The sequence below is a fragment of the Pseudoxanthomonas sp. LARHCG66 genome, from assembly GCF_052871755.1.
The window spans coordinates 431874-454123 of the sequence record NZ_JBIXJW010000001.1; the positions used below are offsets into that span (position 1 = coordinate 431874).

The 22250-nt window shown below is 67.5% G+C and carries 24 protein-coding genes; 7 read left to right on the forward strand and 17 right to left on the reverse strand.

Features of this window, described 5'->3' with window-relative positions; all coding sequences use genetic code 11:
* Nucleotides 1-112 precede the first annotated feature (112 nt).
* From ACIPRS_RS02020 to rpoE, 3 genes are all read right to left on the reverse strand, one after another.
* The gene (locus ACIPRS_RS02020; protein WP_446537344.1) at nucleotides 113-1612 is read right to left on the reverse strand and encodes a Do family serine endopeptidase; all 1500 of its coding nucleotides are present in this window, start codon (nucleotides 1610-1612) and stop codon (nucleotides 113-115) included.
* Nucleotides 1613-1682: 70 nt separating this feature from the next.
* A complete protein-coding gene (locus ACIPRS_RS02025) occupies nucleotides 1683-2591 on the reverse strand; it encodes an RseA family anti-sigma factor (RefSeq protein ID WP_337730103.1) in 909 nt (302 codons plus the stop codon).
* Nucleotides 2588-3208 (reverse strand): RNA polymerase sigma factor RpoE, encoded by a 621-nt coding sequence (rpoE, locus tag ACIPRS_RS02030; RefSeq protein ID WP_192200827.1) that lies wholly within the window; start codon nucleotides 3206-3208, stop codon nucleotides 2588-2590. The genes ACIPRS_RS02025 and rpoE overlap by 4 nt, the downstream gene beginning before the upstream one ends.
* A gap of 239 nt (nucleotides 3209-3447) precedes the next feature.
* Between rpoE and ACIPRS_RS02035 the strand changes: the two genes are divergently transcribed.
* Nucleotides 3448-5511, forward strand: a complete 2064-nt coding sequence (locus ACIPRS_RS02035) for a 3-hydroxyacyl-CoA dehydrogenase NAD-binding domain-containing protein (RefSeq protein ID WP_446537345.1) — start codon at nucleotides 3448-3450, stop codon at nucleotides 5509-5511.
* 192 nt (nucleotides 5512-5703) lie between these two features.
* On the opposite strand, the gene ACIPRS_RS02040 is transcribed toward ACIPRS_RS02035, so the two are convergent.
* On the reverse strand, nucleotides 5704-6231 hold the full coding sequence (locus ACIPRS_RS02040; protein WP_337730105.1) for a GNAT family N-acetyltransferase: 528 nt from the start codon (nucleotides 6229-6231) through the stop codon (nucleotides 5704-5706).
* Between the two features lie 124 nt (nucleotides 6232-6355).
* On the opposite strand from ACIPRS_RS02040, the gene ACIPRS_RS02045 reads away from it, so the two are divergent.
* Entirely contained in the window at nucleotides 6356-6985 is a 630-nt protein-coding gene (locus ACIPRS_RS02045; RefSeq protein WP_446537346.1) for a hypothetical protein, read from the forward strand.
* Between the two features lie 6 nt (nucleotides 6986-6991).
* Here ACIPRS_RS02045 and ACIPRS_RS02050 read toward each other — a convergent pair whose 3' ends face one another.
* The 5 genes from ACIPRS_RS02050 to ACIPRS_RS02070 form a co-directional block, all read right to left on the reverse strand.
* Nucleotides 6992-7246 (reverse strand): hypothetical protein, encoded by a 255-nt coding sequence (locus ACIPRS_RS02050; protein ID WP_446537347.1) that lies wholly within the window; start codon nucleotides 7244-7246, stop codon nucleotides 6992-6994.
* Between the two features lie 101 nt (nucleotides 7247-7347).
* Nucleotides 7348-8235, reverse strand: coding sequence for an alpha/beta hydrolase (locus ACIPRS_RS02055; RefSeq protein ID WP_446537348.1), 888 nt, complete (start codon nucleotides 8233-8235; stop codon nucleotides 7348-7350).
* Nucleotides 8236-8306: 71 nt separating this feature from the next.
* The gene (locus ACIPRS_RS02060) at nucleotides 8307-9503 is read right to left on the reverse strand and encodes a serine hydrolase domain-containing protein (RefSeq protein ID WP_446537349.1); all 1197 of its coding nucleotides are present in this window, start codon (nucleotides 9501-9503) and stop codon (nucleotides 8307-8309) included.
* A gap of 168 nt (nucleotides 9504-9671) precedes the next feature.
* Nucleotides 9672-10799: a peptidoglycan DD-metalloendopeptidase family protein gene (locus ACIPRS_RS02065; protein WP_446537350.1), complete on the reverse strand. Its 1128-nt coding sequence runs from the start codon at nucleotides 10797-10799 to the stop codon at nucleotides 9672-9674.
* A gap of 148 nt (nucleotides 10800-10947) precedes the next feature.
* On the reverse strand, nucleotides 10948-11865 hold the full coding sequence (locus tag ACIPRS_RS02070) for a LysR family transcriptional regulator (RefSeq protein ID WP_446537351.1): 918 nt from the start codon (nucleotides 11863-11865) through the stop codon (nucleotides 10948-10950).
* Between the two features lie 164 nt (nucleotides 11866-12029).
* Here ACIPRS_RS02070 and ACIPRS_RS02075 point away from each other — a divergent pair, with 164 nt between their 5' ends.
* Entirely contained in the window at nucleotides 12030-12683 is a 654-nt protein-coding gene (locus ACIPRS_RS02075; RefSeq protein ID WP_446537352.1) for a hydrolase, read from the forward strand.
* A 143-nt stretch (nucleotides 12684-12826) separates the two neighbouring features.
* On the opposite strand, the gene ACIPRS_RS02080 is transcribed toward ACIPRS_RS02075, so the two are convergent.
* Nucleotides 12827-13219 (reverse strand): RidA family protein, encoded by a 393-nt coding sequence (locus ACIPRS_RS02080; RefSeq protein WP_446537353.1) that lies wholly within the window; start codon nucleotides 13217-13219, stop codon nucleotides 12827-12829.
* Between the two features lie 135 nt (nucleotides 13220-13354).
* Between ACIPRS_RS02080 and ACIPRS_RS02085 the strand changes: the two genes are divergently transcribed.
* The gene (locus ACIPRS_RS02085; protein WP_446537354.1) at nucleotides 13355-14278 is read left to right on the forward strand and encodes a LysR substrate-binding domain-containing protein; all 924 of its coding nucleotides are present in this window, start codon (nucleotides 13355-13357) and stop codon (nucleotides 14276-14278) included.
* Between the two features lie 102 nt (nucleotides 14279-14380).
* Here the strand turns inward: ACIPRS_RS02085 and ACIPRS_RS02090 are convergent, their stop codons facing one another.
* From ACIPRS_RS02090 to ACIPRS_RS02100, 3 genes are all read right to left on the reverse strand, one after another.
* A complete protein-coding gene (locus ACIPRS_RS02090) occupies nucleotides 14381-15778 on the reverse strand; it encodes a hypothetical protein (RefSeq protein ID WP_446537355.1) in 1398 nt (465 codons plus the stop codon).
* Nucleotides 15779-15985: 207 nt separating this feature from the next.
* Nucleotides 15986-16471, reverse strand: coding sequence for a hypothetical protein (locus tag ACIPRS_RS02095; protein WP_446537356.1), 486 nt, complete (start codon nucleotides 16469-16471; stop codon nucleotides 15986-15988).
* A 601-nt stretch (nucleotides 16472-17072) separates the two neighbouring features.
* A complete protein-coding gene (locus ACIPRS_RS02100; protein WP_446537357.1) occupies nucleotides 17073-17459 on the reverse strand; it encodes a hypothetical protein in 387 nt (128 codons plus the stop codon).
* A gap of 284 nt (nucleotides 17460-17743) precedes the next feature.
* On the opposite strand from ACIPRS_RS02100, the gene ACIPRS_RS02105 reads away from it, so the two are divergent.
* On the forward strand, nucleotides 17744-18343 hold the full coding sequence (locus ACIPRS_RS02105; protein WP_446537358.1) for a hypothetical protein: 600 nt from the start codon (nucleotides 17744-17746) through the stop codon (nucleotides 18341-18343).
* Between the two features lie 188 nt (nucleotides 18344-18531).
* Here the strand turns inward: ACIPRS_RS02105 and ACIPRS_RS02110 are convergent, their stop codons facing one another.
* The 3 genes from ACIPRS_RS02110 to ACIPRS_RS02120 all read right to left on the reverse strand — a co-directional run bounded on the left by ACIPRS_RS02110 (nucleotide 18532) and on the right by ACIPRS_RS02120 (nucleotide 20205).
* The gene (locus tag ACIPRS_RS02110; protein WP_446537359.1) at nucleotides 18532-18993 is read right to left on the reverse strand and encodes a hypothetical protein; all 462 of its coding nucleotides are present in this window, start codon (nucleotides 18991-18993) and stop codon (nucleotides 18532-18534) included.
* A gap of 188 nt (nucleotides 18994-19181) precedes the next feature.
* Nucleotides 19182-19403, reverse strand: coding sequence for a polyprenyl synthetase (locus ACIPRS_RS02115; RefSeq protein ID WP_277729408.1), 222 nt, complete (start codon nucleotides 19401-19403; stop codon nucleotides 19182-19184).
* Between the two features lie 145 nt (nucleotides 19404-19548).
* Nucleotides 19549-20205 carry a hypothetical protein gene (locus ACIPRS_RS02120; RefSeq protein ID WP_446537360.1) on the reverse strand — a complete coding sequence of 219 codons (657 nt, stop codon included), beginning with the start codon at nucleotides 20203-20205 and terminating at the stop codon, nucleotides 19549-19551.
* A 309-nt stretch (nucleotides 20206-20514) separates the two neighbouring features.
* Between ACIPRS_RS02120 and ACIPRS_RS02125 the strand changes: the two genes are divergently transcribed.
* Entirely contained in the window at nucleotides 20515-20805 is a 291-nt protein-coding gene (locus tag ACIPRS_RS02125; protein WP_446537361.1) for a hypothetical protein, read from the forward strand.
* A gap of 6 nt (nucleotides 20806-20811) precedes the next feature.
* Nucleotides 20812-21816, forward strand: a complete 1005-nt coding sequence (locus ACIPRS_RS02130) for a DNA topoisomerase IB (RefSeq protein WP_446537362.1) — start codon at nucleotides 20812-20814, stop codon at nucleotides 21814-21816.
* A gap of 70 nt (nucleotides 21817-21886) precedes the next feature.
* On the opposite strand, the gene ACIPRS_RS02135 is transcribed toward ACIPRS_RS02130, so the two are convergent.
* Nucleotides 21887-22240, reverse strand: a complete 354-nt coding sequence (locus ACIPRS_RS02135) for a PilZ domain-containing protein (protein ID WP_277729389.1) — start codon at nucleotides 22238-22240, stop codon at nucleotides 21887-21889.
* Between the last annotated feature and the right edge of the window lie 10 nt (nucleotides 22241-22250).

The window sequence follows — 22250 nt, forward strand, 5'->3', positions numbered from 1 at the left end:
GCCCGCCCCGGCCCGGGGGGGGCGCGCCCCCCCCCCCCCCCCCCCCCGCCCCCCCCCCCCCCCCCCCCCGGGGGGGGCCCCACGGGGGGTCACCAGCGACGGCGAGCGTGGTTCAGCCTTTTTCCACCGTCACGGCGACGAAACGGGTCACGCCGCGATGGCGGACCAGCAGCATCACGGTGTCACCCGGCTTCGCAGCGGCCAGCTCCCGGTCCAGCGCCGCAGGGCTGTCGACCTTGGTGCGGCCTACCTGCAGGATCACCATGCCCGGTGCAAGGCCCGCCTCGCGGGCGGCAGCACTGTCCACGCGCGCCACCAGCACGCCGTCGCTGCCTTCGATGCCCAGTTGCTTGCGGCTGTTCGCGTCCAGCGACTGGGTCTGGATGCCGAGCGCATTGCGTCCGGCCGGAGCTGCCGGCCTGTCGGGCGACGCCGGGGCGACACCCGCCCCCGCCTCGCCTTCGTCCAGCTCGCTGAGCGTCACGGTCAGATCACGCGGCTTCCCATCGCGCAGGACACCCAAGGTGACCTTGGTCCCGGGGGCCATCGCGCCGATGATCGGCGGCAGATCGCTCGAATCGTTGATCGCGCGGCCATTGACCGAACGGATGACATCTCCGGGACCGATGCCGGCCTTCGCCGCAGGGCTGCCACCTACCACGTCATTGACCAGCGCACCCCGGTTGTCGGGAAGCCCGAAGCCCTTCACGGCATCGGAGGTCACCGCGCCTACCTGCACGCCCAGCTGCCCGCGACTGACCTTGCCGGTGCTCTTGAGTTGCTCCACCGCCCCCATCGCCAGGTCGATCGGGATGGCGAAGCTGATGCCCATGTAGCCGCCGGACACCGAGAAGATCTGCGAGTTGATGCCGACCACTTCACCGCGCGTATTGAGCAGCGGGCCGCCCGAGTTGCCCTGGTTGATCGCCACGTCGGTCTGGATGAAGGGCACGTAACGCTGCTCGGCCGACGCACTGCGACCCACGGCGCTGACGATGCCGGCGGTGACGGAGTGATCCAGCCCCAGCGGCGAACCGATCGCCACCACCCACTGGCCCGGCTTCAGCGTGGCCGAGTTGCCGATGCGCACGGTCGGCAGGCCCTTGGCCTCGACCTTCAGCAGTGCCACGTCGTATTGCTGGTCGCTGCCGACCACCTTGGCGGTCAGCTCGCGGCGGTCCGGCAGGGTGACTTTCACCTCGTCGGCGCCATCCACCACATGATGATTGGTCAGCACGTAGCCGTCGGCTGAAATGATGAAGCCCGATCCCATCGAGGTACCGCGCCGTTGCGGCCCCTGCTGGCCCGGGCCCGGCATCGGGAAGCCCGGCGGCAGCATGCGCCGGAAGATTTCGGGTATCTCGGCCTCTTCGGCCTGCGCGCTGCGGCGCGACCCCACCGTTGCCTCCACGTTCACCACGCCCGGCCCCACCTGCTCCACCAGTTGGGTGAAGTCGGGAAGGCCGGTCACCAGTTGCGGGGCTGCCGACTGCGCAACGACAGGCGCCGTCGCCGCCGTGGGCACAGGCGCCTCAGGCTGCTGCGCGCAAGCGGCGAGGGGGGTGGTGAGCATCAGCACGGCCAACAGGCCGGAACGGGCGTGAGGAGTCATCGAACGCATGCCTCGATCAGGAAAAGGTAGGGATTTCATCTCGCCTCCGGCCGACGACCGGAAGCCGGGGTCATTCGCGCGGCGCGTCGATCGGCGGTGTCACCGGCGGCGCGGACTGCAGGCGCGGCTCGAACGGGTAGAAGGTGCGCGCGGCCGAATCGGAGCTGTACCCCGTCGTCAGACCACCATTGGCCGATGGATACCCCGACAACGCGGACCTCGGCCATGGCCGGGACGGCACGCTGCCGGTATCGCCTGCCCGATGGGCGAAGGGATTGGCGGCGAGTTGCGACGGTGCGGCCGCCACCAGCGTACCGACGGTGTCGATCGGCGCGTTCTGCGCGGTGCCCGTCGCACGGACCGGGGCATCGGCGCGCGCCACACGCTGCGCGCTGCGCGCTGCCTGCTGGCTGCGCGTGGCACTGCGACGGGCGGCATTGTCCTGCCGGCGGGGCACGCTGGTCACGGCAGCGACAGCGGCCACCGCGTAGGCCTCGGCGTCCGGCGCGGGCGCTGAAGGCGTCTCCGCCGGAACGGCGGGGGATGTCGTCTGCGTGGATGCCACCTGGGTTCCCTCGCCCACCGGCACGTCCTGCGGCGATTGCTGGCGCGCCATGAACAACGCGACCAGCGCCACCGACGCCGCAAGCGCGCCACCGCCCCAGCGCGCGAGCAGGTTGCGCGAACGCGGAGCCTGCATCTGCGATGCGGCGGAGGCGGGAACGGATTCGGCCGCGATCGCCCGCGCCACGCGCTCGGCGAAGCCCGCGGGCGCCGGCGCACGGCCTTCACCGCGCAGCACGTCGCCGCACAACTGCCAGCGTTCCCAGCACCCGGCCAAGTCCTGGTCGTGCTGCAGTCGCCGCAGCAGGAAGCGCGCTTCATCCGCAGGCAGGTGGCCGTCCATCAGGGCGGACAGTTGCTGGCGGTGATGGGTTTCTAGCTTGTCGATGATCGGAGTCTCGTTGCGGGCGGTCATGAGCGGGCTCGCTCCCGGGTTGCACTGTCGTTGTCCAGCAAGGGACGCAGCTGTTCATCGATGGCCTCGCGCGCCCGGAAGATCCGGGAACGCACGGTGCCGATCGGGCAGTCCATCTTCTGCGCGATCTCCTCGTAGCTGAGGCCTTCCACCTCGCGCAAGGTGATCGCGGTCCGCAGCTCCTCGGGCAGGCCGTCCACGGCCTTCATCACCGTCGCCTCCATCTCCTGGCGCATCAGCTCGCGCTCGGGCGTGTCGGTGTCGCGCAGCCGGGCGCCGATGTCGTACTGCTCGGCGTCGGCGGCATCCACGTCCGCGGTAGGCGGACGGCGGTTGTGCGCGACCAGGTGATTCTTGGCGGTGTTCACGGCGATACGGTGCAGCCACGTATAGAACTGGGAATCGCCCCTGAAGTTCCCCAGCGCGCGATATGCACGCAGGAAGGTCTCCTGGGCCACGTCCTGGCACTCGCTCCAGTCATGGATGTAACGCCCGATCAACGCCACCACGCGATGCTGGTACTTGCGCACCAGCAGGTCGAAGGCCGCGCTGTCGCCGCGTTGCACGCGCCTGACCAGCTCGAGGTCCAGCTCCTGGGTTGGATCTGTTTCGGCCATGCCGGGCCGCACTCCTGTCGGCTCGGCGTTGGCCGTGCCCTGTGACCGCGCTAGCGGAGGAAAGTTCAACGCCTTGTCCAAACCGTTGCCCTATCAAGAATTTAACCGGCGCAGCGGGAACATCCCCCTGCCGCCGGTCACGCCCGTGACGACGTTCTCGTTGATATGTGGATTTGACGGGGATGAAACAACCTCGGGATGATAGCGGCCTTATCCATACGTGAACGGATGGTCCCTGCATGGCCGCGAACTTCGATGGGCTGCGATTCAGTCACTGGCAGACCGAGCTACGCGAGGACGGCATCGTGGTGCTGGCCTTCGACCGCCAGGGCGCCAGCGTCAATGCGTTCTCGCAGGACGTGCTGATCGAACTGGCCGACATCATCGAACGCCTGTCCATCGATCCGCCGAAAGGCGTGGTGCTGCGTTCGGCGAAGGCATCGGGTTTCATCGCCGGCGCGGACCTGAAGGAATTCCAGGAGTTCGACCGCAAGGGCACCGTCAACGACGCGATCCGCCGCGGCCAGGCCGTGTTCCAGAAACTGGCCGAACTGCCCTGCCCGACGGTGTCGGCCATCCACGGCTTCTGCATGGGCGGCGGCACCGAGATTTCGCTGGCCTGCGACTACCGTGTGGCCAGCAGCGACCCATCCACGCGCATCGGCCTGCCCGAAGTGAAGCTGGGCATCTTCCCCGGATGGGGCGGCAGCGCGCGACTGCCGCGCCTGGTGGGATCACCGAAGGCGATGGACATGATGCTGACCGGCCGCACGCTGTCGGCCAGCTCGGCGAAGGCGATGGGCCTGGTCGACAAGATCGCCGAGCCGGCCGTGCTGATCGATGCCGCGATCGCATTGATCGCCTCGCGCCCGCAGCGCCCGTTCAAGCAGCGCTTCACCGGCTGGATCAGCAACAGCTGGCCCGCCCGCCAGCTGCTGGCGCCGCAGATGCTCAAGCAGGTCGCGCGCAAGGCGCCGAAGGCGCACTACCCCGCGCCGTATGCCCTCATCAACGTGTGGAAGACCGCCGGCGGCAAGGGCATCCAGGCGCGTCTGGACGCCGAGCGCAAGGCGGTGGTGAAGCTGGCGGGCACGCCGACCGCGCGCAACCTGATCCGCATCTTCTTCCTCACCGAACGCCTGAAAGGCCTCGGCGGCAAAGACCATGGCATCGCGAACGTGCACGTCGTCGGTGCCGGCGTGATGGGCGGCGACATCGCGGCGTGGTCGGCCTACAAAGGCTTCAACGTCACCCTGCAGGACCGTGAGCAGCGCTTCATCGACGGCGCCCTCTCGCGTGCGCAGGACCTGTTCGCGAAGAAGGTGAAGGACGAGAGCAAGCGTCCCGCCGTGGCTGCGCGCCTGAAAGGCGACCTGGCCGGCGATGGCGTGCCGCAGGCCGACCTGGTGATCGAAGCGATCATCGAGAACCCCGAGGCCAAGCGCGATCTCTACGAGACCGTCGAGCCGCGCCTGAAGGCCGATGCGCTGCTGACCACCAACACGTCATCGATCCCGCTGACCGAGCTGCGCGAGCACATTCAGCGTCCCGCGCAGTTCGCAGGCCTGCACTACTTCAACCCGGTGGCGCTGATGCCGCTGGTGGAGATCGTGCAGCACGACGCGCTCGACGACGCCAACGTCAAACGCCTCGCCGCCTTCTGCAAGGCGCTGGACAAGTTTCCGGTGCCGGTCGCCGGCACGCCGGGCTTCCTGGTCAATCGCGTGCTGTTCCCGTACATGCTCGAAGCCGCGACCGCCTACGCCGAAGGCATCCCCGGCCCGGTGATCGACAAGGCCGCGGTGAAGTTCGGCATGCCGATGGGCCCGATCGAACTGATCGACACCGTCGGCCTGGACGTGGCCCAGGGCGTGGGGGCGGAACTGTCGCCGTTCCTCGGCCTGACGTTGCCGGCGGCGCTGGCGACGGTCGAACCCGGCAAGCGCGGCAAGAAGGACGGCCAGGGCCTGTACAAGTGGGAGAACGGCAAAGCCGTGAAGCCGCAGGTCCCGCAGGACTACAAGGCACCCGATGATCTCGAGGACCGCCTGATCCTGCCGCTGCTCAACGAAGCCGTCGCCTGCCTGCACGATGGCGTGGTGGCCGACAGCGATCTGCTCGATGCAGGCGTGATCTTCGGCACCGGCTTCGCCCCGTTCCGCGGCGGCCCGATCGAACACGTCAAGGCGGTCGGTCCCGATGCGCTGCTGGAAAAGCTCAAGGCCCTGCAGGCCCGCCACGGCGACCGCTTCGCCCCGCGCCCCGGCTGGGACAACCCGGTGCTGCGTACGCCCACCGTCTGATGCAGACGATGCCGCGCGTCGCGTGACGCGCGGATCGCGGTTCTATCAGGACGCGACGGCGCCCGGGTCCATGTCGTTGGCGTTGCCGCGCAGCGCCTCGGAAAAGGCCGCACCGCGTTGCAAGACGTGCTGACGCTTCAATCGCGCGCTCACGATATCCGCATCGTTGCCCGGCGTACTGCACCAGGCTCTTCACCCCGTCGGCAGCACCTGGGTCATCACCCAGTCTTCCTTGGGATCATCGCCCACGTGGAAGACGGAGCGGCCGACGATCTGGAAGCCATGCTTGCGCCAGAAGCGGATCGCCTGCGGGGCCTCCTGCCAGACCGTCAGCCAGACCGATCGCGACCCGCGCAGCCGCGCCGCCGCCAGCAGGTGCGACACCAGCACGGCGGCGATGCCCTGCCCGTGGAAGGCTTCGTCCAGGTAGATGCGCGCCAGTTCCACCGTCGGCCGCAGCCCCACTTCGGCCGGCGGCACCGTGCCCCAGCGCAGTTGCGCGAAGCCGGCCCACACGCCGTCCTGTTCGACGATCAGCGTGAGCGTGTCGGGGTCGCGGATCTCCTGCGCCTGCCGCTCGGGCGTATAGGCCTGCGCGACAAAGGCCGAGACGTTTTCCGGCGTGCTGCAATGGCCGTTCGCGGCAAGGAAGGTGCGCCGCATCATCGCGGACAGTTCAGCGGCTTCGGACAGCCGTGCGGGGCGGATTTCGGTTTTCATGCAGCGTGCATGGTACGTGCTTCCATGCCCTGCATAACGCAGACGCGCAGCGGATGAGGTCAGTGTGAGTTGTCCTCACCCCTGATCGCCTACCATGGCGCGCCCCACGCCATGGAAGTACCGCATGTCCCGCTGGCTGCTCCTGTGCCTGCTGCTCGCCCCCATCTTCAGCGTCCACGCAGCCGACGACGAAACCGCGGTGCGCGCCGCATTCGCGGCGTACAAGTCCGCCGTGCTCGCCCGGCAGGGCGAACGCGCCGCCGACCAGGTCACCACCGGCACGCTGCGCGAGTACGCGCGCTATCGCGAACTGGCGTTGAGCGCCCCACGCACCGAGCTGGAAGCACTGCCGATGACCGAGCGCCTGCAGGTGCTGATCATCCGCGCCCGCGTCCCGGCCCGTGACCTGCGTGCGATGGATGGGCGCACGGTGTTCGCGCATGCCGTGGACCGCGGCTGGATCGGCCGCGAAGGCGTCGAGCGCAGCGAACTGGGCACCCTGCAGGTGGACGGCGACCACGCGGCGGCACGGCTGAAGATCGGCACCGTCGAGATGCCCTTCGATTTCGAATTCGAGCGCGAGCAGGGCCGCTGGCACTTCAACCTGATCCCGCTGGTCACGATGAGCGAGGACGTGTTCAAGCAGCTGGCGCGACAGAACGGCGTCAGCGAGAACGAGATGGTGATGACGCTGGTGCGCGGACTGTCCGAGGCGCCCGTGGATGACAGCCTCTGGGACCCGCCGGCGCAGTGAGCGCCGCTACCGCCGCACGAACACTTCGGGCGGCGCCCGCACCGGGCTGCGGTGCGTGGGCAGTTCGCCCATCAGGCCCAGTTGCGTGGAGAAGTCCGCCAGCCGCGCCCATACGTAGGGTTGCAGATCGTCGGGGGCGGCGTCGTAGACCTGGCGCCACAGCTGATCCATGAACACGCGCGGGTCCTCGCGCAACGCATCGCGTTCGATGCGTTCCCCGGCGACGGCCAGTGCGGCCCGGATGGTGGCCAACGTGTCCATGCCCGCAGCGTAAGGGGCGCACATGCCGGTTGTGTGACATGCCGGCGGTTTTTCCGACGGCCGGCACTGTTCTGTGAACGCGATTACGTTCGGGCGAACACTCAGCGGGTGGGTGCCGGCGGATCGTTCCCCTCGCGGAACAGCCACAGCATCGCGCGCCGGTAGGTTTCCCCGATGCTGGCCGCATGCGTACCGTCGGCGATCTCGAAGAAGCCGACCCGCCACGGCGCATCCGCGCGGGACGTCCACGCATCGGCCCACTCCCTCGCCACCCGCCGGCGTTCGACGGTGTCGCGCGTGCCGCTGGCCACCGCCACGCGCAGGTCGTCGCGCGCGTGCGGCCGCGCCCCGGCGAACAGCGCGTCACGCGCCGGACCAGGCGCCGGATTGCTGGCGATGCGCCCCCAGAACAGGTCCGGCGCCTCGCGCGCCGACCACAGCACGAAGTAACCCGCGCGCGACTGCCCCACCAGGATGCGTCGCGCCGGATCGACGGCGTAACGACGCTCCACCTCGGGCACCAGTTGCCCGCGCAGGAAGGCCAGGAACCCGGGCGCCCCGCCCTGCTCCGGCGTGGCGTCCGCGCCCGGCGCAGTGAAGTCGGTGTTGCGCTTGTTGGTGGCCGGGTCGAAGCCGCCATAGGCGATGCCCACCAGGATGGCCTCCGGCAGTTTCTCGTCGTAGTGCAGGAACAGATGCGTGGGCGCCAGCAACGGGAACAGGCTGTCGCCATCCAGCAGGTACACCACCGGATAACGCGTCGGTGCCGACACGTCGTAGCCTTCTGGATAGCGCACATAGACGTGGTGCACGCGCCCGGATCCGCGATCCGTCAGCGGAAAGTAGTCCCCCTTCAGCGCAGGCAGATAGTCCAGCGGTACGCGCGGCGCGGCGCCGTCTTCGCCGGTCGGCGCAGGCGGTGCCGCCCGGGCCGTCGGCATCGCGGCCACCAGCAGCCACGCAAGAATGACCATGGTGCAGCGGATCATGTCGTCACCCCCATGCCCGCGCACTGCGGGCCCGGCCGCATTCTCGCAGGATCGGCTGCCGGCCGACCGGACTACTTCGCCGCGGACTTCAATGCCTGCGCGTGCTCCCAGACATCCTTGAACAGCTCCGCGTAGACCTTGCCGTCGCGTTCCGCCAGCGAGGTATTGGTGAACAGCACCACGGCCACGTCTCCCGCCGGCGTGGCGAGCATCTCGGTCCGCACGCCGGGGTCGGAACCGCCGTGGCCGACGAAGCGGCCATCGTACTTGGTGGCCCAGAACAGGCCGGAGTTCTTCTCCGCCAGTACGATGTTGTCCGGCTTGTTCGCCGCGGTGTACTGCAGCCTCATCATCTCCGCGGCCGAGGCAGGCTGCAGGATGCGCGCGCCCTGATACTGGCCGCCGCCAAGCAGCGCAATGAAGAACCGCGACAGTTCCGCCACCGACGTCCGCACGCCACCATCGGGATAGGTGGTCAGGCCGTAGGGCGGGAGGGGAATGCTGAAGCCGTCCTGCGCCACGTACAGCGTGGCATGCGCACCCGCCGGCACCTCCGACAGCAACCAGCCGCTGCGGGCCATCCGCAACGGCGCGAAGATGGTGCGGCGCGTATAGGTGTTCAGCGGTTCGCCGACCGCACGCTCCACGATGTAGCCCGCCAGTGCCGCCCCGATGTTGGAGTACTCGCGGTGCGTGCCCGGCGCGTGCGGCACGAAGTTCTCCGGCACATAGTCCTTGCCGCCCGCAATCAGATAGCCCGACAGGAAATCACCCAGCGTTTCCGGCGCATCGCCGCCCCGGTGGTACAGGCGCTCGTATACCGCCCAGCGGTCCGTGATGCCCGAGGTGTGCGTGGCCAGCTGGCGCAACGTGATGCGCGCCTCCGGGAACGCGGGATGCACCACCTTGAAAGGCAGATAGCGGTTGATGTCTTCGTCCAGCGACAGCCTGCCGTCCTGCACCGCCTGCATCATCGCCACGCCGGTGAAGGTCTTGCTGATCGAGCCAATCGCCATCACCGTGTCGGGCGTGAACGGCACGCCGCGCTGCTTGTCGGCGAAGCCGTAGCCCTTCGACCACGCCACCTTCCGGTCGATGATCACCGCCGCGCCCACGCCCACCAGGCCGGACCCGGCCATGCGCGCCTGGATACGGGCATCGATGCCCTCGCCCGCCACGCCCGCGGGCGCATCCGCGGCGCCCGCCCTGCCCGACACTAGCATCGCGACCAGTACCGCGGCCACCCGCCATGACGTCCTGAAACGCATCTGTCCTCCCCTGCCGGTACCGGCATGTCGTGTTGGCCATGTCAGGCGAGGGTGGGAACCAGCGCCTGTCCAGCGCGGGAGGATGCACGCAGACCACCGTGCCGGCCAGCAGGATGTGACGAAGCCGCGATGGGACCGACGAATCAGCCTCGGTCCCTTGCGCACGCCTTACTCCGGCCAGCGCACCACGCTCATGCCAGCGGGCATGGAGGTCCGGACCTCCTGCTGCGCGCTGGCGGGCGTCCACATGCCGTGGCCGATCCGCGAGACATCGTCGAACGTGCCCAGCAGGCGGTAGCGCGCGAACGTGTACGCGACGCCTTCGCTGGCCAGTTCATCCGGGCCGTCGGTGAGGGCGAAGTGGAGTTGCGGAGCGGAGGCGCTGCCACTGAACCCGACCTCGGCGATCCTGTCGCCCGCCTCGACGCGCGAGCCCGGCGTGACCGTCGCACTGCCGGGGCGCAAGTGGCCATAGTGCGCGTAGTAGCCGTTGTCGAGCTGCAGGACCACGTGGTTGCCTTCGGTGCCGGTGATGCCGTCCGACAGTCGCGTGCGCTCCGGCGACCGGTCGTGCACGCGACTCACCACGCCATCGGCCACGGCATACACAGGCTGTCCATGACTGTAGGTGCGTGCGGCAAGATCGTTGCCCGCCGGCGCCTTGCGGCCGGATGCATCCAGCTTCACCCAGTCGGCCGCATGGCGACCGGGGGTACGCAGGGCACCGTTGAAGGCATAGCCCACGCGGCGATGCCCGCGCGCCCAGCGGGGATCATGGATGGCGACCCACGGACCGCCGTCGAGCGGCGCTGCCAGCACCGGGGTCCTGCCTTCGAGCACCGGTGTCGAACCGCCTTCGATCGTGTCGATGCCTGCACCGGCATCCACATCCGCAAAGCCGACCCGATGGCGCAAGGCGCCGGGCAACGCGCCCTTCAATGGCAGTTCGATGAACACCACGCCGCGCCGCCCCGACGGGATCGCATCGAAGGTCTCGGCCTTCCACTGCACGCCCGAGCGGTCCAGCCGTTGCTCCAGCGCCGCGCCTTCGTAGGCGGCCAGCACACGCCCATCAGCTGCATCCAGTACGTCAACGCGCACGGGCCGCAGATCGCGGCGGGCATGGTTGTCCAGGTGCAGTTCGTACACCAGTTCGTGGCCTTCCTGCATCGCGCGCGCCATCGGCGCCACGGGTACGCGCAGGTCGAAGGACTCCCTGGGTTGCGCTGCCCACGCAGGCAGCGCACTGCAGGCCAGCATCGCGATAACGGACCAACGGCCAAGGTGGAACCGCATGCAGGATTCTCCGGGATGAACATGGTGGGCGGATGCCGCAGCGGCTTCGATGCTCCACGCCCGCGCAGGCCGCCGCACTGTGCCATGGAACGGTGCCACCCGGCCCGCTGCCCTGCCCTCGATGTGGTCGCCGCCACCGCGGGGCGGCTCAGCCGCCGACATCCGCCAGGTGCGGCGCCTGTTCGAAACATTCGATCAGCAACTCGGTGAGCGCCCGCACCTTGAGTGAAGGATGCTGGCCGGGCGGCCGGATGACATAGATGCCGGCCGGCGGCGGCGGATAGCGGGTCATGACCGAAACCAGCGCGCCGGAGGCCACGTAGTCGCGGGTAAGGCCATCGGGAAGCCACGCGATGCCGAGCCCCGCGACGGCGGCGGCAATCAGCGCGGCGCCGTTGTCGGCCTTGAAGCGCCCGCGCGGGTGCACGGTGATGACCTCGTCGCCGTCCATGAACTGCCACGCTTCGGTTCCCTGCATCAGCGCTTCATGCGCGGCGAGGTCACCCGGAACCTCGGGGGCGCCATGCACCTCGAGATAATCCGGGCTCGCGACGAGCTTTCCATACAGCGGCCCCACGCAGCGCGCGACCAGAGTGGAATCCTGCAGATAGCCCACGCGGATCGCGCAATCGAACCCCTCCGCGACCAGATCGACGAAGTGATCGCTGTAGGCGGTATGCACGTGCAGCTGCGGGTGGCGCCGCGCCATTTCCGCGAGCACGGAAGCGAAGTGGGTCGGCCCGAAGGACAGCGGCGCCGCAATGCGCAGGCGGCCACGCAGGTCACCGCTGGGCAGGATGGTTTCCCGGGCCGCGTCGATCTCGGCGCAGGCCCGGGCGGCGTGTTCGCGGAACGTGGTGCCGGCATCGGTGAGCGCAGCGCCGCGCGTGGTGCGTGCGAGCAGTTGCACGCCCAGTTCCGCCTCGATCCGGCCCAGCCGCCGACTGACGACGGACTTGGCAACGCCGAGCCGACGCGCAGCGGGGGAAACGCCGCCGGCATCGGCCACTTCCACGAATGTCCGCAGGTCTTCGATATCCAACGTGGTCTCCCGGATGCGCGACATAGCCTGCCACAGCCGTCGCGAATCCCGTGTTCCCGATTCCGCGACACAGCTTGGCACGAACGGGCGCTACCGCCCCGCGCAAGGGGATGACAAGGTTTGCGCCGGGACGATGCACCCACCGCTGCGTCCGTCTCTGCACCTTCCCCTCACCACAGGATGTATCCATGACTTTTCGCAATGGTCTTGCGTCGCTGCTTCGTCCGGAAGACTCGGTCCTCGTTCTGATCGACCACCAGCCGTACCAGCTCGCCAACCTCAACAGCCACGACCCGCACATGGTGGTCAACAATGCGACCGCGCTGGCGAAATCCGCCAAGGCGTTCGGTGTGCCCACCATCCTGACCAGCGTCATCGCCGAACGCGGTGGCCTCATCTTTCCGCAGATCACCGACGTGTTTCCGGGCCAGGAGGTGATCGACCGGACGTTCATCAACACCTGGGAAGACCGCAAGGTGGTGGACGCGGTCAAGGCGACGGGCCGCAAGCAACTCATCATCGCCGGCCTGTGGACCGAGATCTGCGTCGCCATGCCGGTGATCCAGGCACTGGGCGAAGGCTGGGATGTCACCGTCATCACCGATGCCTCCGGCGCGGTGTCGGTCGAGGCGCACCAGGTGGCCATCCAGCGCATGATCGCAGCGGGCGCGAACATGATGACCTGGCTGGCAGTCGCGGCCGAATGGCAGCGCGACTGGGCCCGGACCGACCACGCCGCCGAACTGACAGAGGTGCTCAAGCAGCATGCCGCAGGCAGCGGGATCGCGTACCTGTGGGAACAGCAACTGCTCAACACGCCGATGCCGCGCAGCGCAGACTGACCCGCGCGGGATGACGGGGAACCGGATCGTCGCGGCGGGAAAAGCCCGCGACACATTTTTCAGATACCGGTGAAACGACACACTACATCCAGTCGGGTGCGGCCTGAGCACCTGGCCGTGCCCGACCTTCGCCACACGGATGTTCAGCGCGGAATGCGCGCGATGACCTTGATCTCGAAGTCGAAGCCCGCGAGCCAGGTGACGCCGATCGCGGTCCAGGCCGGATAGGGCGCTTGCGGAAAGATCTCGTCCTTCACGGCCAGGACCGTGTCGAACTGGCGTGCGGGATCGGTATGGAAGGTGGTGACGTCGACGATATCGTCGAATCCGCATCCGGCCGCACGCAGGGTCGCTTCCAGATTGGCGAACGCCAGGCGGACCTGGGCCTCGAAATCCGGCGCGGGCGAACCGTCGTCGCGACTGCCGACCTGACCGGACACGAACAGCAGGTCATCCGACCTGATCGCGGCGGAATAGCGGTGGGTTGCGTACAGCGCATGCCGGCCGGCGGGGAAAACAGCATCACGAGGACTCATGGGATATCTCCTGGGGCCGGCGATTCCGGCGCGTGGGAGCCACTCTAGGCAGCCGCGTCCGCGCGATAAACACGCCGGCCCGGGGATCACTGTTTGTAGAATCCAAACAATCCCGTTCGGCCCTCTGGAGACCACATGGACCGTATCGATGCGATGCAGGCCTTCATCCGCGTGGTGGAAACCGGCAGCTTCACCAAGGCCGCCGACACGCTGCAGACCAGCAGGACGCGCGTGACCCAGCTCGTGCAGCAGCTGGAGACCCACCTCCGCGTGAAGCTGCTCCACCGCACCACGCGCAGGGTCAACGCCACTGCCGACGGGACCGCCTACTACGAGCGCGTCGTGCGCCTGCTGGCCGACCTGGACGATGCCGAGACCAGTTTGTCGGCAGCCTCCGCCTCGCCGCGCGGCCGCCTGCGCGTCGACGTGCCCGCGCCCTTGGCCACCCTGGTCGTGGTGCCGGCCCTGCCCGCCTTCCACGCGCGGTATCCGGACATCCAGTTGGACCTGGGCGCCAGCGACCGCAAGGTGGACCTGATCGACGAGAACGTGGACTGCGTGGTGCGCGGCGGCGAGCTCACCGAGCCGTCGCTGCGCGCGCGCCACATCGCCGACCTGGCGCTGGGGGTGTACGCCGCGCCGGACTATCTGGCGCGTGCGGGTGAGCCGCTGCATCCGCAGGCACTGGAAGACAGCGACCACCGCATCATCGGGTATCGCGGTTCGCGCGCCGGCACGCCACTGGCGTATGCGATGCGGCGCGGCGACGAGCAGTTGCGCGTGCACGGCCGGCATGTGCTGTCGGTGGACGACGGCAATACGTATCTGGCCGCGGGCATCGCCGGCCTGGGCGTGTTGTGGCTACCGCAGTACATGGCGCGCACACCGTTGGCGCGCGGCGAACTGGTGCCGCTGTTCGAGGACTGGCAGCTCGACCCGATGCCGCTGTACGTGGCCTTCCCGCCAAGCCGCCACGTCAGCCGCAAGCTGCGCGTGTTCATCGACTGGATCGTGGAGCTGATGGCGCAGCATGCGCCGGCCATACAGCCGCCGCGTTGAGTGGGTGCCGCGATGCCGCGGCCACGGTTTCGCCGGCCACCTTGCGACGTCCCGAGATGGTGTCCGCAAGTCCTCCTCGACCCATGCGTGGGTGCGTATGGCTCAAGGTTGTGGCTGCGGCTCAATCCGCCCGGGTTCGATGAGTTCATCGGGTCGCGGTTCGCGGCGGGGCTCCAGTACCCGCGGATGCAATGTGTTCGCTGGATCGGGCTGAACGCGCGGTACGATCGGCTGCCTCACCTGGATGGCGGGGCCCTGACGGAACCGCAACGAGCGTATCGCCAAGCCCGTGTCGCAACTGCAACCGTTGATCGGGGTAGCCTCGTACGAACACTCCCCGTTTCCGGGATTTTCGGTGACCGTCAGCCCATGCGCGACCCTGTATGCCAACAGGGCGTTGTCTTCCGCCTCCTCTGCGGTCGAGCCCAGACCACAAGCCGGCTCCATCAGCGGTGGGTCCCAATTCGCCACCGGCACACCGCGCGGATCCAGGCATTCGACCAGCGTCGTGACAGCACCGAAGCGACATGTCTTGCCCGGGTCCAGAGGCACCACGGGCGGACTGGCTTTCCGTGACGCCCCACAGGCCACCAGATGCTGCTCGCGCGCCTGGTCTTCGCCCGGCGTGGTCTGCGGGTTGCTCAGGCAGCCCTCGAAGTGGACCTGCTCGTCAGGATTCCAGCGCGAGTGGTCCAACCCCTGGAAGTCGCAGGTGAAACGGACATTGTCCAGCGCTGCCCGCTGCTGGGCAGCGCGCTGTGCATAAAAGCGGCACGTCGCCTGCGTCTGCAACGACGGGCACCGATTAAGCAGGTTGGCGCGATCGTTGGTCTGCGCGTTCGCCCAAGCCTGCACCCGGTCGATCGGGTGGCCCATGCAGTGGCTGAAGTGCAGTCCGCGCTCCAGGCTCCACTGATGCCCACCATGAAAACTCCCGTATCCACATCGCTTCTGCTGCTGGACCTGCGCCTGCTGCACGGTGGTATCGGCATAGCGCCCGCATATGCCGCATCGGGGAGCTTCGGTAGCCCGGATCCGACGCTCGCGATCGATGGTGCCCAGGCTGGGGCCGCTCATGCACCAACGGAAGTGCGTCGCGTAGTCGCCGGCCCAACGTCCCGCGCCACCGGTCACACCGACGAGGGTATTGCCCTGGAGACATCCACCTTCCGTCGCGATGCGGATGTCGTTCATTGCCGCCGCCGCGTACCCCGGGCAGACATTCGTGCACATGTTCATCATCACGTTGCGGCGGTGAACGATCTGATCCGTCGAGGATGCCTCGGCGCTGCGGCAGTAGTCGAAGTTCTGCTGCCATGTACCGATCCAGTTGTCGGGGAAGCCGCAGTTCCTGGCCAACGCGTCGCGCTTCATGTCCAGCGACTGGTGCGCGAATGCTTGGCATTCGGCCACCGACTTGCCTGCCCAGGCATCGGGACTGCAGGCCATCGCACACCCTGCCGCGACCGCCGCCCAGCGCGGCATGCGTCTCACGTCCATGACGGATTCTCCCTTGATCGAGCGTGGAAGCTCGACCGTGCCAACGAAGGGATCGCATGTCGGCGGCCATGCCGAAGGTTCCGTGGGGCGGGCTACATCCCATCCAATGGACTCGCAGGATGCGTCGGGACACGGACTGCGAATCGCCAGAAGATGAAGTGGAAAGGCCCCGCGATGCGGGGCCTTTCCTGGAAGGATGCCGCGGCGTCAGCCGTTGCCGCCGCTGCTTCCGGACGCGGGTGTGCCAGGGCGCGGCTTGCGGCTGAAGCGGTTGGACAGGATCTCGCGCAGGCCTTCCAGCCCTTCGCCCTTCCCGGACACTTTCAGCACGGCATAACCCTCCAGCGAACCGGACATCAGGTCGCTGCCCAGTGCCATCTCGCTGTCGCTCATGCGTTCGAACAGACGCCGCACGCGGGCCAGGCGCGGGCGCAGGGCATCGAGGGCCGCCAGGTCGGCCACGTAGCCGTCCAGATCGAAGTTGCGCGGCAGGACACCGCTGTTTTCGGTGAAGACCACGACGGCCTGACGGCAGAAGGCTTCGGACTTGTCGCCCATCTTGTTGAGCTGGCGGCGTTCGTCGATGGACAGGCCGATCAGGTTGGCGAACTCGGCGTCCAGCACGCCGAGGGCGGCGTCGATGGCGTCGAGCGAGGCTTGCGGGTAGTTCAGTGCGATGCGGTTCTGACTCATTGTCGTTCCTTGATTCCATGTCATGGGACGCCGGCCTCACAGGCCGGCAACCGCAGCGTAACGCGCGGCGCGCGGGCTGCGCATACGTCCCGCGCTAATGGGAAACATGTCACGGCAAGGTTCGGAGACTTGCCTGCAAGCTCTCGAACGCGAGGCTTCACCCGCCAGGAGTCGCGCGCAAGCTGCCAGGATTCGCCAGCAAGTAATTGATGCTTGCAGGCGAGGTGGGAAGGCTTGCGGCTTCAAGCCCCGGAACCTCGCCGGCGACGCTCGATGTGAGGCGCGTAGGGCTTCGAGACTTGCGACCGAGTCTCCGGACCTTGCGGCCGAGTCCTGGAGGCTTGCACCCCGACCGTCCGACACTCGCATGCACGTGTTCCGGCGTCGCGCGCAAGGCATGCGCATGTCAGCCGTGGGAATTCGACGGTTGCCGGCGAGTTTCCGGTGCTTGCGCGCGGATTCCGGAAAGCGAACGTCCGCCCCCGCCAGACCACCGGCGCCCCCACAGAGCGGGCCCACGCGCGCCGAGCCGCACCTCACCCGCCACCTGCCGTTGATTCCTCACGAACGAAGGGACACCCGACTCGGCCCACCGTGCTGCTCACTCCGTCTGCTTGAGCGTGAGCACATGGCTCGCCATCACGCCAAACCCGAAGCCACAATCCGCGTCGGAGCCGACCTGCTTGATCTCCACCTCATCGCCGACGAACGCGAAGGCCAACGCGCATCCGGGGAGTTCGTAGGGCTGGTAGATACCCAGATGGTGTTCCAGGGGGAACTGCCCGGATGCCAGACCGATGTTGTACGACGGTTCCCCCCGGTTCAATTCGAGGCTGAACGTGACCGCGCTTCCGCGCTTCTCTGTCTGCAGCCACGCACCCGCCTCACCGGGGCCGCGCCATTCCCATTCCTTGTGCTCGGGCTGTTCCGTTGCGAGGGCGGTAGAACAGGTGAGGAGAAGCAGCAAGGCGGTGTTTGGGACCTTCATCCGGGACCTGTCGTTTGTTGTGGGTGAGCCTGTGGAGTGTCGATGATTCATCCGGTTTGTTGTCGCCATTGCAAGCGGCTGGCGTGGTTCGCTTCATGCAACAGGCAGATTGGCTGCGCCGTTGAAGGCCATCCGCGACTTACTCGTCCTGCGAACCACAGGTGCTCACGCAGGTAGACGTGTTTACCTGAAATTCTCCGATGTGCGGTTGCCCGGATTTCATCCTTTAACCGTGATAGCAGGCGTAAGGTCATCTGCTTGCAACGGTGAGTCAGGAGCAAGGAATGTCGGAAGCCAGACAGTTGGACGGCAATCAGGCGCGTCGGCTGGAGATACTGAGTGGTATTGCCGATGACCTGGTCGCGGCGGCCATGTACGTGGATCGGATACTGGATGCAGCGCCAAACGGCGACGTCGAGGCGTGGTGGACGGCGGCCCTGGTTCACTATGGCCGTTGCTTCGGCAAGGGCGTCGCGCCTTGGGGTGCTGCCGAGGTGATCGGGAGCCTCCCAGAACTGCTTCAGGTGCGCCACCGGCACTTCAGGAGGCTGCGCGACACGCTGGTTTCCCACCCTGGGGGCGTCGACCACACCTACGCCGCAAAGGCCGTGCGTGATCGCGACGGCTACCTCCGTATCGGCTGCGAACGGGTCCCGATGTTCTCCCTGGGCCGTCTTGAGGCCATGGATTTTTCCGAACTTCTGGATGCGCTGCAGACCCTGGTCGACCGGCGGAGAGTCGAGGTGGAGAACGATCTCCGGATACAACTCTCCGGGATGACGGAGGAAGAATTCGGGCAGATGCCGCTTTCCAATGCAGCGGGGAAAACGGATCACAGCGAGGCCGGCGTCGTACGCCATGCGCCGGGCGACCGGCCGAATTGATGGTCCCCCTTACGATGGAAGCACGCGCGTAGGATGGGTTGAGCCAAAGGCGATACCCATCGCGTGCAGGGATCCACAACAGCGAGTTGTGACGGCGACGGCTACACGAACAACGCAGTGGAGACTTTAGGCTCTGCCATGCCGTCGTATCGATGGGTATCGCCTTTGGCTCAACCCATCCTACAGGCTCATCCCACGCTGCCCGACAGCGCGCCGCAGTACATCATCGTGCGGCATACCGCGATCTGCGCGATGCCAAACCCGACGCAGCAGGCAAGGAAACCGATACCGAAGGCGGATGCGGGGCGCAGCTGGCGGCGCCGGATGACGATGGTTGCAATGACCGCGCCAACGGCCAAGCCAGGCAGGGAGAACAGGTGGCCGAGCCCAAGAAGTCCTTCCGGCTGTGGCAGGGATGCTTGCCAAGCCCAGTAAAGGAGTACAGACACGCCCAACGCCGACGATGCACCGGCAGAAAACAGGGGCGGCACGCGCGCAATCTGCACCGCGCCTATCAGGCCCGTCCAGGCGAGGACGTAGTACCAGACGCCCGTATAGATGGGATCTCCCAAAACGGCCGTCGCCGCGAGGATGGCGGCGCCTATTCCAAAGGCGGCAATGACGTCTGTTGCGCGCGAATATTTCTGCATGGATGCTCACAACGGGATTGGGCTAGCGCGTAGGATGGGTTGAGCCGAAGGCGATACCCATCGCGTGCAGGGAGCGACAACAGCGAGTTGTGACAGCGACAGAAGCAGCGCAACGCAAACTTCAATCTCTGCCATGCCGTCGTATCGATGGGTATCGCCTTCGGCTCAACCCATCCTACGGTTGCCGCTCATCTGTTCTTCAGGCCGGCAACGACTTCCCGCACGCTCAGTCCCAGTTCGAGCTGCAGGCGCACGTATTCGCGCTCTTTGCGCGACAGGTTGCGCCCCATCTCGATGCGTACGTCCTCGGCCTCCAGGATACGCAGGATCCTCGGCATCGCCGAGCCTATGGCGTCCTGCCCGTAACCCGCCTCGCGCAGAGCGGCACTCAGAAGGGCTTCGATATCCATGATGCGTCCAGATCAAATAAAGGTGCCGCATTGTGCACCAGCAACCCGCGACAGGTTGGGCTGAACGAAGTGAAGCCCGACACCGCTGGCTTTCCGATATTGCGATGTCGGGGTTCGCGAGCTCACCCACAATCGACACCCTCCCTCAACATCCCATCGGCGGCAAGAACGCCACCGTCGTCACCTCGACCCATTTCCCCTTTCGCAGCACTTCCACCCTCACGCGCACCGCACTGATCGCCACAAACGGCACCACCGTGCCCAGCGCGTCTCCTTCCCCGATGCGGGGAATCCAGTCATCGGCCATCGCCGGATCGCCCTGCGCCACCGCGTACGCACGCACCGCCTGCTCAAGTTCCCCACGCGTGTACTTCGGGAAGCACGCGTGCTGTTCCGCTGACGGCGTCGGCAACACGAACGACACCGCATCGAGCGCGTCCGCCGCCTCCCAGTCCGACACACAGTGCTTCCAGTCCGTGAGATCCAGGTGCGGACCTTCCGCACTCAAGCCCAGGCTGGTTTCGTACTGCACGCGTACCCGGTACGTTTCGCCCGCCTTCGCCGGCTGCACCCGCAATGTCGCGCCGTACACCTCGTCGCCCAGCTCCAGCGACACCGTCAACGCCGCCGGCACCGCACCTTCGCTCTGCCACCCGGAGAACGAAGAGTCCGGACCTTCATGCGGCAATACCCGCAGGCCCGACAACGTCTGCGCCTGCGCCAGCAATGGCGCGCACACCACCAACATCAACAACAGCACAGTCCATGAGCGCGACGGCTGGCTTGCGCGTGATTCCTTCATTCCCTGCTCCCTGCGGGACTCCGACAGCCCCGGGGCGGATGGTAGCGCGGCGTGAAGACGTTGCGGTGGAGGGGACTGCGCTCGCCCCTCATCCGGCCTTCGGCCACCTTCTCCCCGCCGCACGGGGAAAAGGAAAGCGTGGTCCGTCCGCAGTCATCGTGTAGCGGGCATGAGACCTGCCATGGCCCTGTCGCGAGAAGGACGTGCTGAACGCCACTCCACCGATACCCGGATGAACTTCACGAGGGCGTGACCGGAGCCGCCCTATGGTCGGGCGAACCACGAATGCGCATGGCGCAAAGGAACCCCATGACCATGATCAGACTGCGGGCCACCGGTCCGCGCACCGGCTTCGATGCGCTGGTGACGGCGTTGCACGGACTGGACGGCGTGGAACGCGCGGAGGAACTGGCGGACCTGATGCCGCACATGGACGACGACGACTCCAGTTCCGCCGGCCTCACCGACGACATCGGCGGCAGCGACGTGCATGCACTGGAGGTCGAAGCAGGTCCTTCGCACGCCGATGCCGTGCGCGACGCTGCCGACGATGTCGCCGCGCAGTACGGCCTGGTGCTCGAGTACGTCGACGACTTCTGAGGCGCGATGGGCGGCCTGCACTACACGACGGATGCGATGCCCGGCCTGCGCAGGCGCCGCCGCGGACGTGGCTTCACGTACCTGGATGCGCGCGGCCGCGCGGTTCGCGATCCCGCCACGCTTGCGCGTATCCACCAGTTGGCCATTCCCCCCGCCTATACCGATGTATGGATCTGCGCCGATGCACGCGGCCACCTGCAGGCCACCGGGCGCGACGCGCGCGGGCGCAAGCAGTACCGCTACCACCGCGCGTGGCAGGCCGAGCGCGGGACACGCAAGTACGACCGGTTGATCGCATTCGCCGAAGCCCTGCCGCGCCTGCGACGGCAGGTGCGCGCCGATCTCGCCCTGCCGGGCTTCCCGCGCGAAAAAGTGGTGGCGCTGGTCGTCGCCCTGCTCGGCCATACCCTGCTGCGGGTGGGCAACGCGAGCTACGCGAAGGAGAACGGTTCGTACGGCCTCACCACCCTGCGCAACGTGCACGCGCACTTCATCGCCGGGGGCGAAGTGCGCTTCGCCTTCCGCGGCAAGGGCGGCAAGGCGCTGGCATCCCGCGTCAGCGATGCGCGCCTGGTGCGGCTGGTGCGCCAGTGCCGGCAACTGCCGGGACAGGCGCTGTTCCAGTATCGCGAGCATGGCTGCGTGCAGCGCATTACCTCGGGCGACGTCAACAACTATCTGCAGACGCACCTGCATGGCCCGTACACCGCGAAGGATTTCCGCACGCTGGGCGCCACGTTGTTCGCCTTCCGCGCCCTGGCGGCACTGCCAGCGCCGGCGAAGGAGGATGCATCGGCCCGCGCGCAGGTGCGGCTGGCCGTGCTGCGTGGGGCCGCCGACCTGCTGGGCAATACGCCGCGCATCTGCGAGAAGAACTACGTGGACCCGCGTGTATTCAGCGGGTGGGAAGACGGCCGCCTGCAGCGCGCCGCCGTGGGTGCGAGTGGTGCGCGGCAGTGGGAGACCGCCACGATCCGCTATCTCCGCCGCGTGCAGCGCGGCGCTTCCTGAGGGGATCGGGGCATGGCGCCCTGCACCCGGGGAACCCCTGGGGGTGTTCGAGCTGCCGCTGCGATCCGGCTTACATCGTGTGGGTCGGCTTCTCGCCGCCGAGGCTGCCCGCCAGCATCGTTTCGATGCGGTTCTTGATGGCTTCGCCTTCACTGTTCTCGGCGAACTGCACGCCGATGCCGGCAGCACGGTTGCCCTGCGCGCCGATGGGCGTCACCCATACCACCTTGCCGGCCACCGGCAGGCGGTCGCTGGATTCGGGCAAAGTAAGCAGCAGGAAGACCTCGTCGCCGAGGAAGTAGCGTTTCGGCGTGGGCACGAAGATGCCGCCGCCTTTCACGAACGGCATGTAGGCGTTGTACAGCGCGGCCTTGTCTTTCACTGCCAGCGACAGGATGCCCTGTCGTCCACCTGCTGCATTCATTCCCCGTCTC

Excerpts from the sequence above, each read along its gene's own strand:
- ACIPRS_RS02020 (WP_446537344.1), bottom strand. The coding sequence starts at position 1,612 with ATGACTCCTCACGCCCGTTCCGGCCTGTTGGCCGTGCTGATGCTCACC.
- ACIPRS_RS02025 (WP_337730103.1), bottom strand. The coding sequence starts at position 2,591 with ATGACCGCCCGCAACGAGACTCCGATCATCGACAAGCTAGAAACCCAT.
- rpoE (WP_192200827.1), bottom strand. The coding sequence starts at position 3,208 with ATGGCCGAAACAGATCCAACCCAGGAGCTGGACCTCGAGCTGGTCAGG.
- ACIPRS_RS02035 (WP_446537345.1), top strand. The coding sequence starts at position 3,448 with ATGGCCGCGAACTTCGATGGGCTGCGATTCAGTCACTGGCAGACCGAG.
- ACIPRS_RS02040 (WP_337730105.1), bottom strand. The coding sequence starts at position 6,231 with ATGAAAACCGAAATCCGCCCCGCACGGCTGTCCGAAGCCGCTGAACTG.
- ACIPRS_RS02045 (WP_446537346.1), top strand. The coding sequence starts at position 6,356 with ATGTCCCGCTGGCTGCTCCTGTGCCTGCTGCTCGCCCCCATCTTCAGC.
- ACIPRS_RS02050 (WP_446537347.1), bottom strand. The coding sequence starts at position 7,246 with ATGGACACGTTGGCCACCATCCGGGCCGCACTGGCCGTCGCCGGGGAA.
- ACIPRS_RS02055 (WP_446537348.1), bottom strand. The coding sequence starts at position 8,235 with ATGATCCGCTGCACCATGGTCATTCTTGCGTGGCTGCTGGTGGCCGCG.
- ACIPRS_RS02060 (WP_446537349.1), bottom strand. The coding sequence starts at position 9,503 with ATGCGTTTCAGGACGTCATGGCGGGTGGCCGCGGTACTGGTCGCGATG.
- ACIPRS_RS02065 (WP_446537350.1), bottom strand. The coding sequence starts at position 10,799 with ATGCGGTTCCACCTTGGCCGTTGGTCCGTTATCGCGATGCTGGCCTGC.
- ACIPRS_RS02070 (WP_446537351.1), bottom strand. The coding sequence starts at position 11,865 with ATGTCGCGCATCCGGGAGACCACGTTGGATATCGAAGACCTGCGGACA.
- ACIPRS_RS02075 (WP_446537352.1), top strand. The coding sequence starts at position 12,030 with ATGACTTTTCGCAATGGTCTTGCGTCGCTGCTTCGTCCGGAAGACTCG.
- ACIPRS_RS02080 (WP_446537353.1), bottom strand. The coding sequence starts at position 13,219 with ATGAGTCCTCGTGATGCTGTTTTCCCCGCCGGCCGGCATGCGCTGTAC.
- ACIPRS_RS02085 (WP_446537354.1), top strand. The coding sequence starts at position 13,355 with ATGGACCGTATCGATGCGATGCAGGCCTTCATCCGCGTGGTGGAAACC.
- ACIPRS_RS02090 (WP_446537355.1), bottom strand. The coding sequence starts at position 15,778 with ATGGACGTGAGACGCATGCCGCGCTGGGCGGCGGTCGCGGCAGGGTGT.
- ACIPRS_RS02095 (WP_446537356.1), bottom strand. The coding sequence starts at position 16,471 with ATGAGTCAGAACCGCATCGCACTGAACTACCCGCAAGCCTCGCTCGAC.
- ACIPRS_RS02100 (WP_446537357.1), bottom strand. The coding sequence starts at position 17,459 with ATGAAGGTCCCAAACACCGCCTTGCTGCTTCTCCTCACCTGTTCTACC.
- ACIPRS_RS02105 (WP_446537358.1), top strand. The coding sequence starts at position 17,744 with ATGTCGGAAGCCAGACAGTTGGACGGCAATCAGGCGCGTCGGCTGGAG.
- ACIPRS_RS02110 (WP_446537359.1), bottom strand. The coding sequence starts at position 18,993 with ATGCAGAAATATTCGCGCGCAACAGACGTCATTGCCGCCTTTGGAATA.
- ACIPRS_RS02115 (WP_277729408.1), bottom strand. The coding sequence starts at position 19,403 with ATGGATATCGAAGCCCTTCTGAGTGCCGCTCTGCGCGAGGCGGGTTAC.
- ACIPRS_RS02120 (WP_446537360.1), bottom strand. The coding sequence starts at position 20,205 with ATGAAGGAATCACGCGCAAGCCAGCCGTCGCGCTCATGGACTGTGCTG.
- ACIPRS_RS02125 (WP_446537361.1), top strand. The coding sequence starts at position 20,515 with ATGACCATGATCAGACTGCGGGCCACCGGTCCGCGCACCGGCTTCGAT.
- ACIPRS_RS02130 (WP_446537362.1), top strand. The coding sequence starts at position 20,812 with ATGGGCGGCCTGCACTACACGACGGATGCGATGCCCGGCCTGCGCAGG.
- ACIPRS_RS02135 (WP_277729389.1), bottom strand. The coding sequence starts at position 22,240 with ATGAATGCAGCAGGTGGACGACAGGGCATCCTGTCGCTGGCAGTGAAA.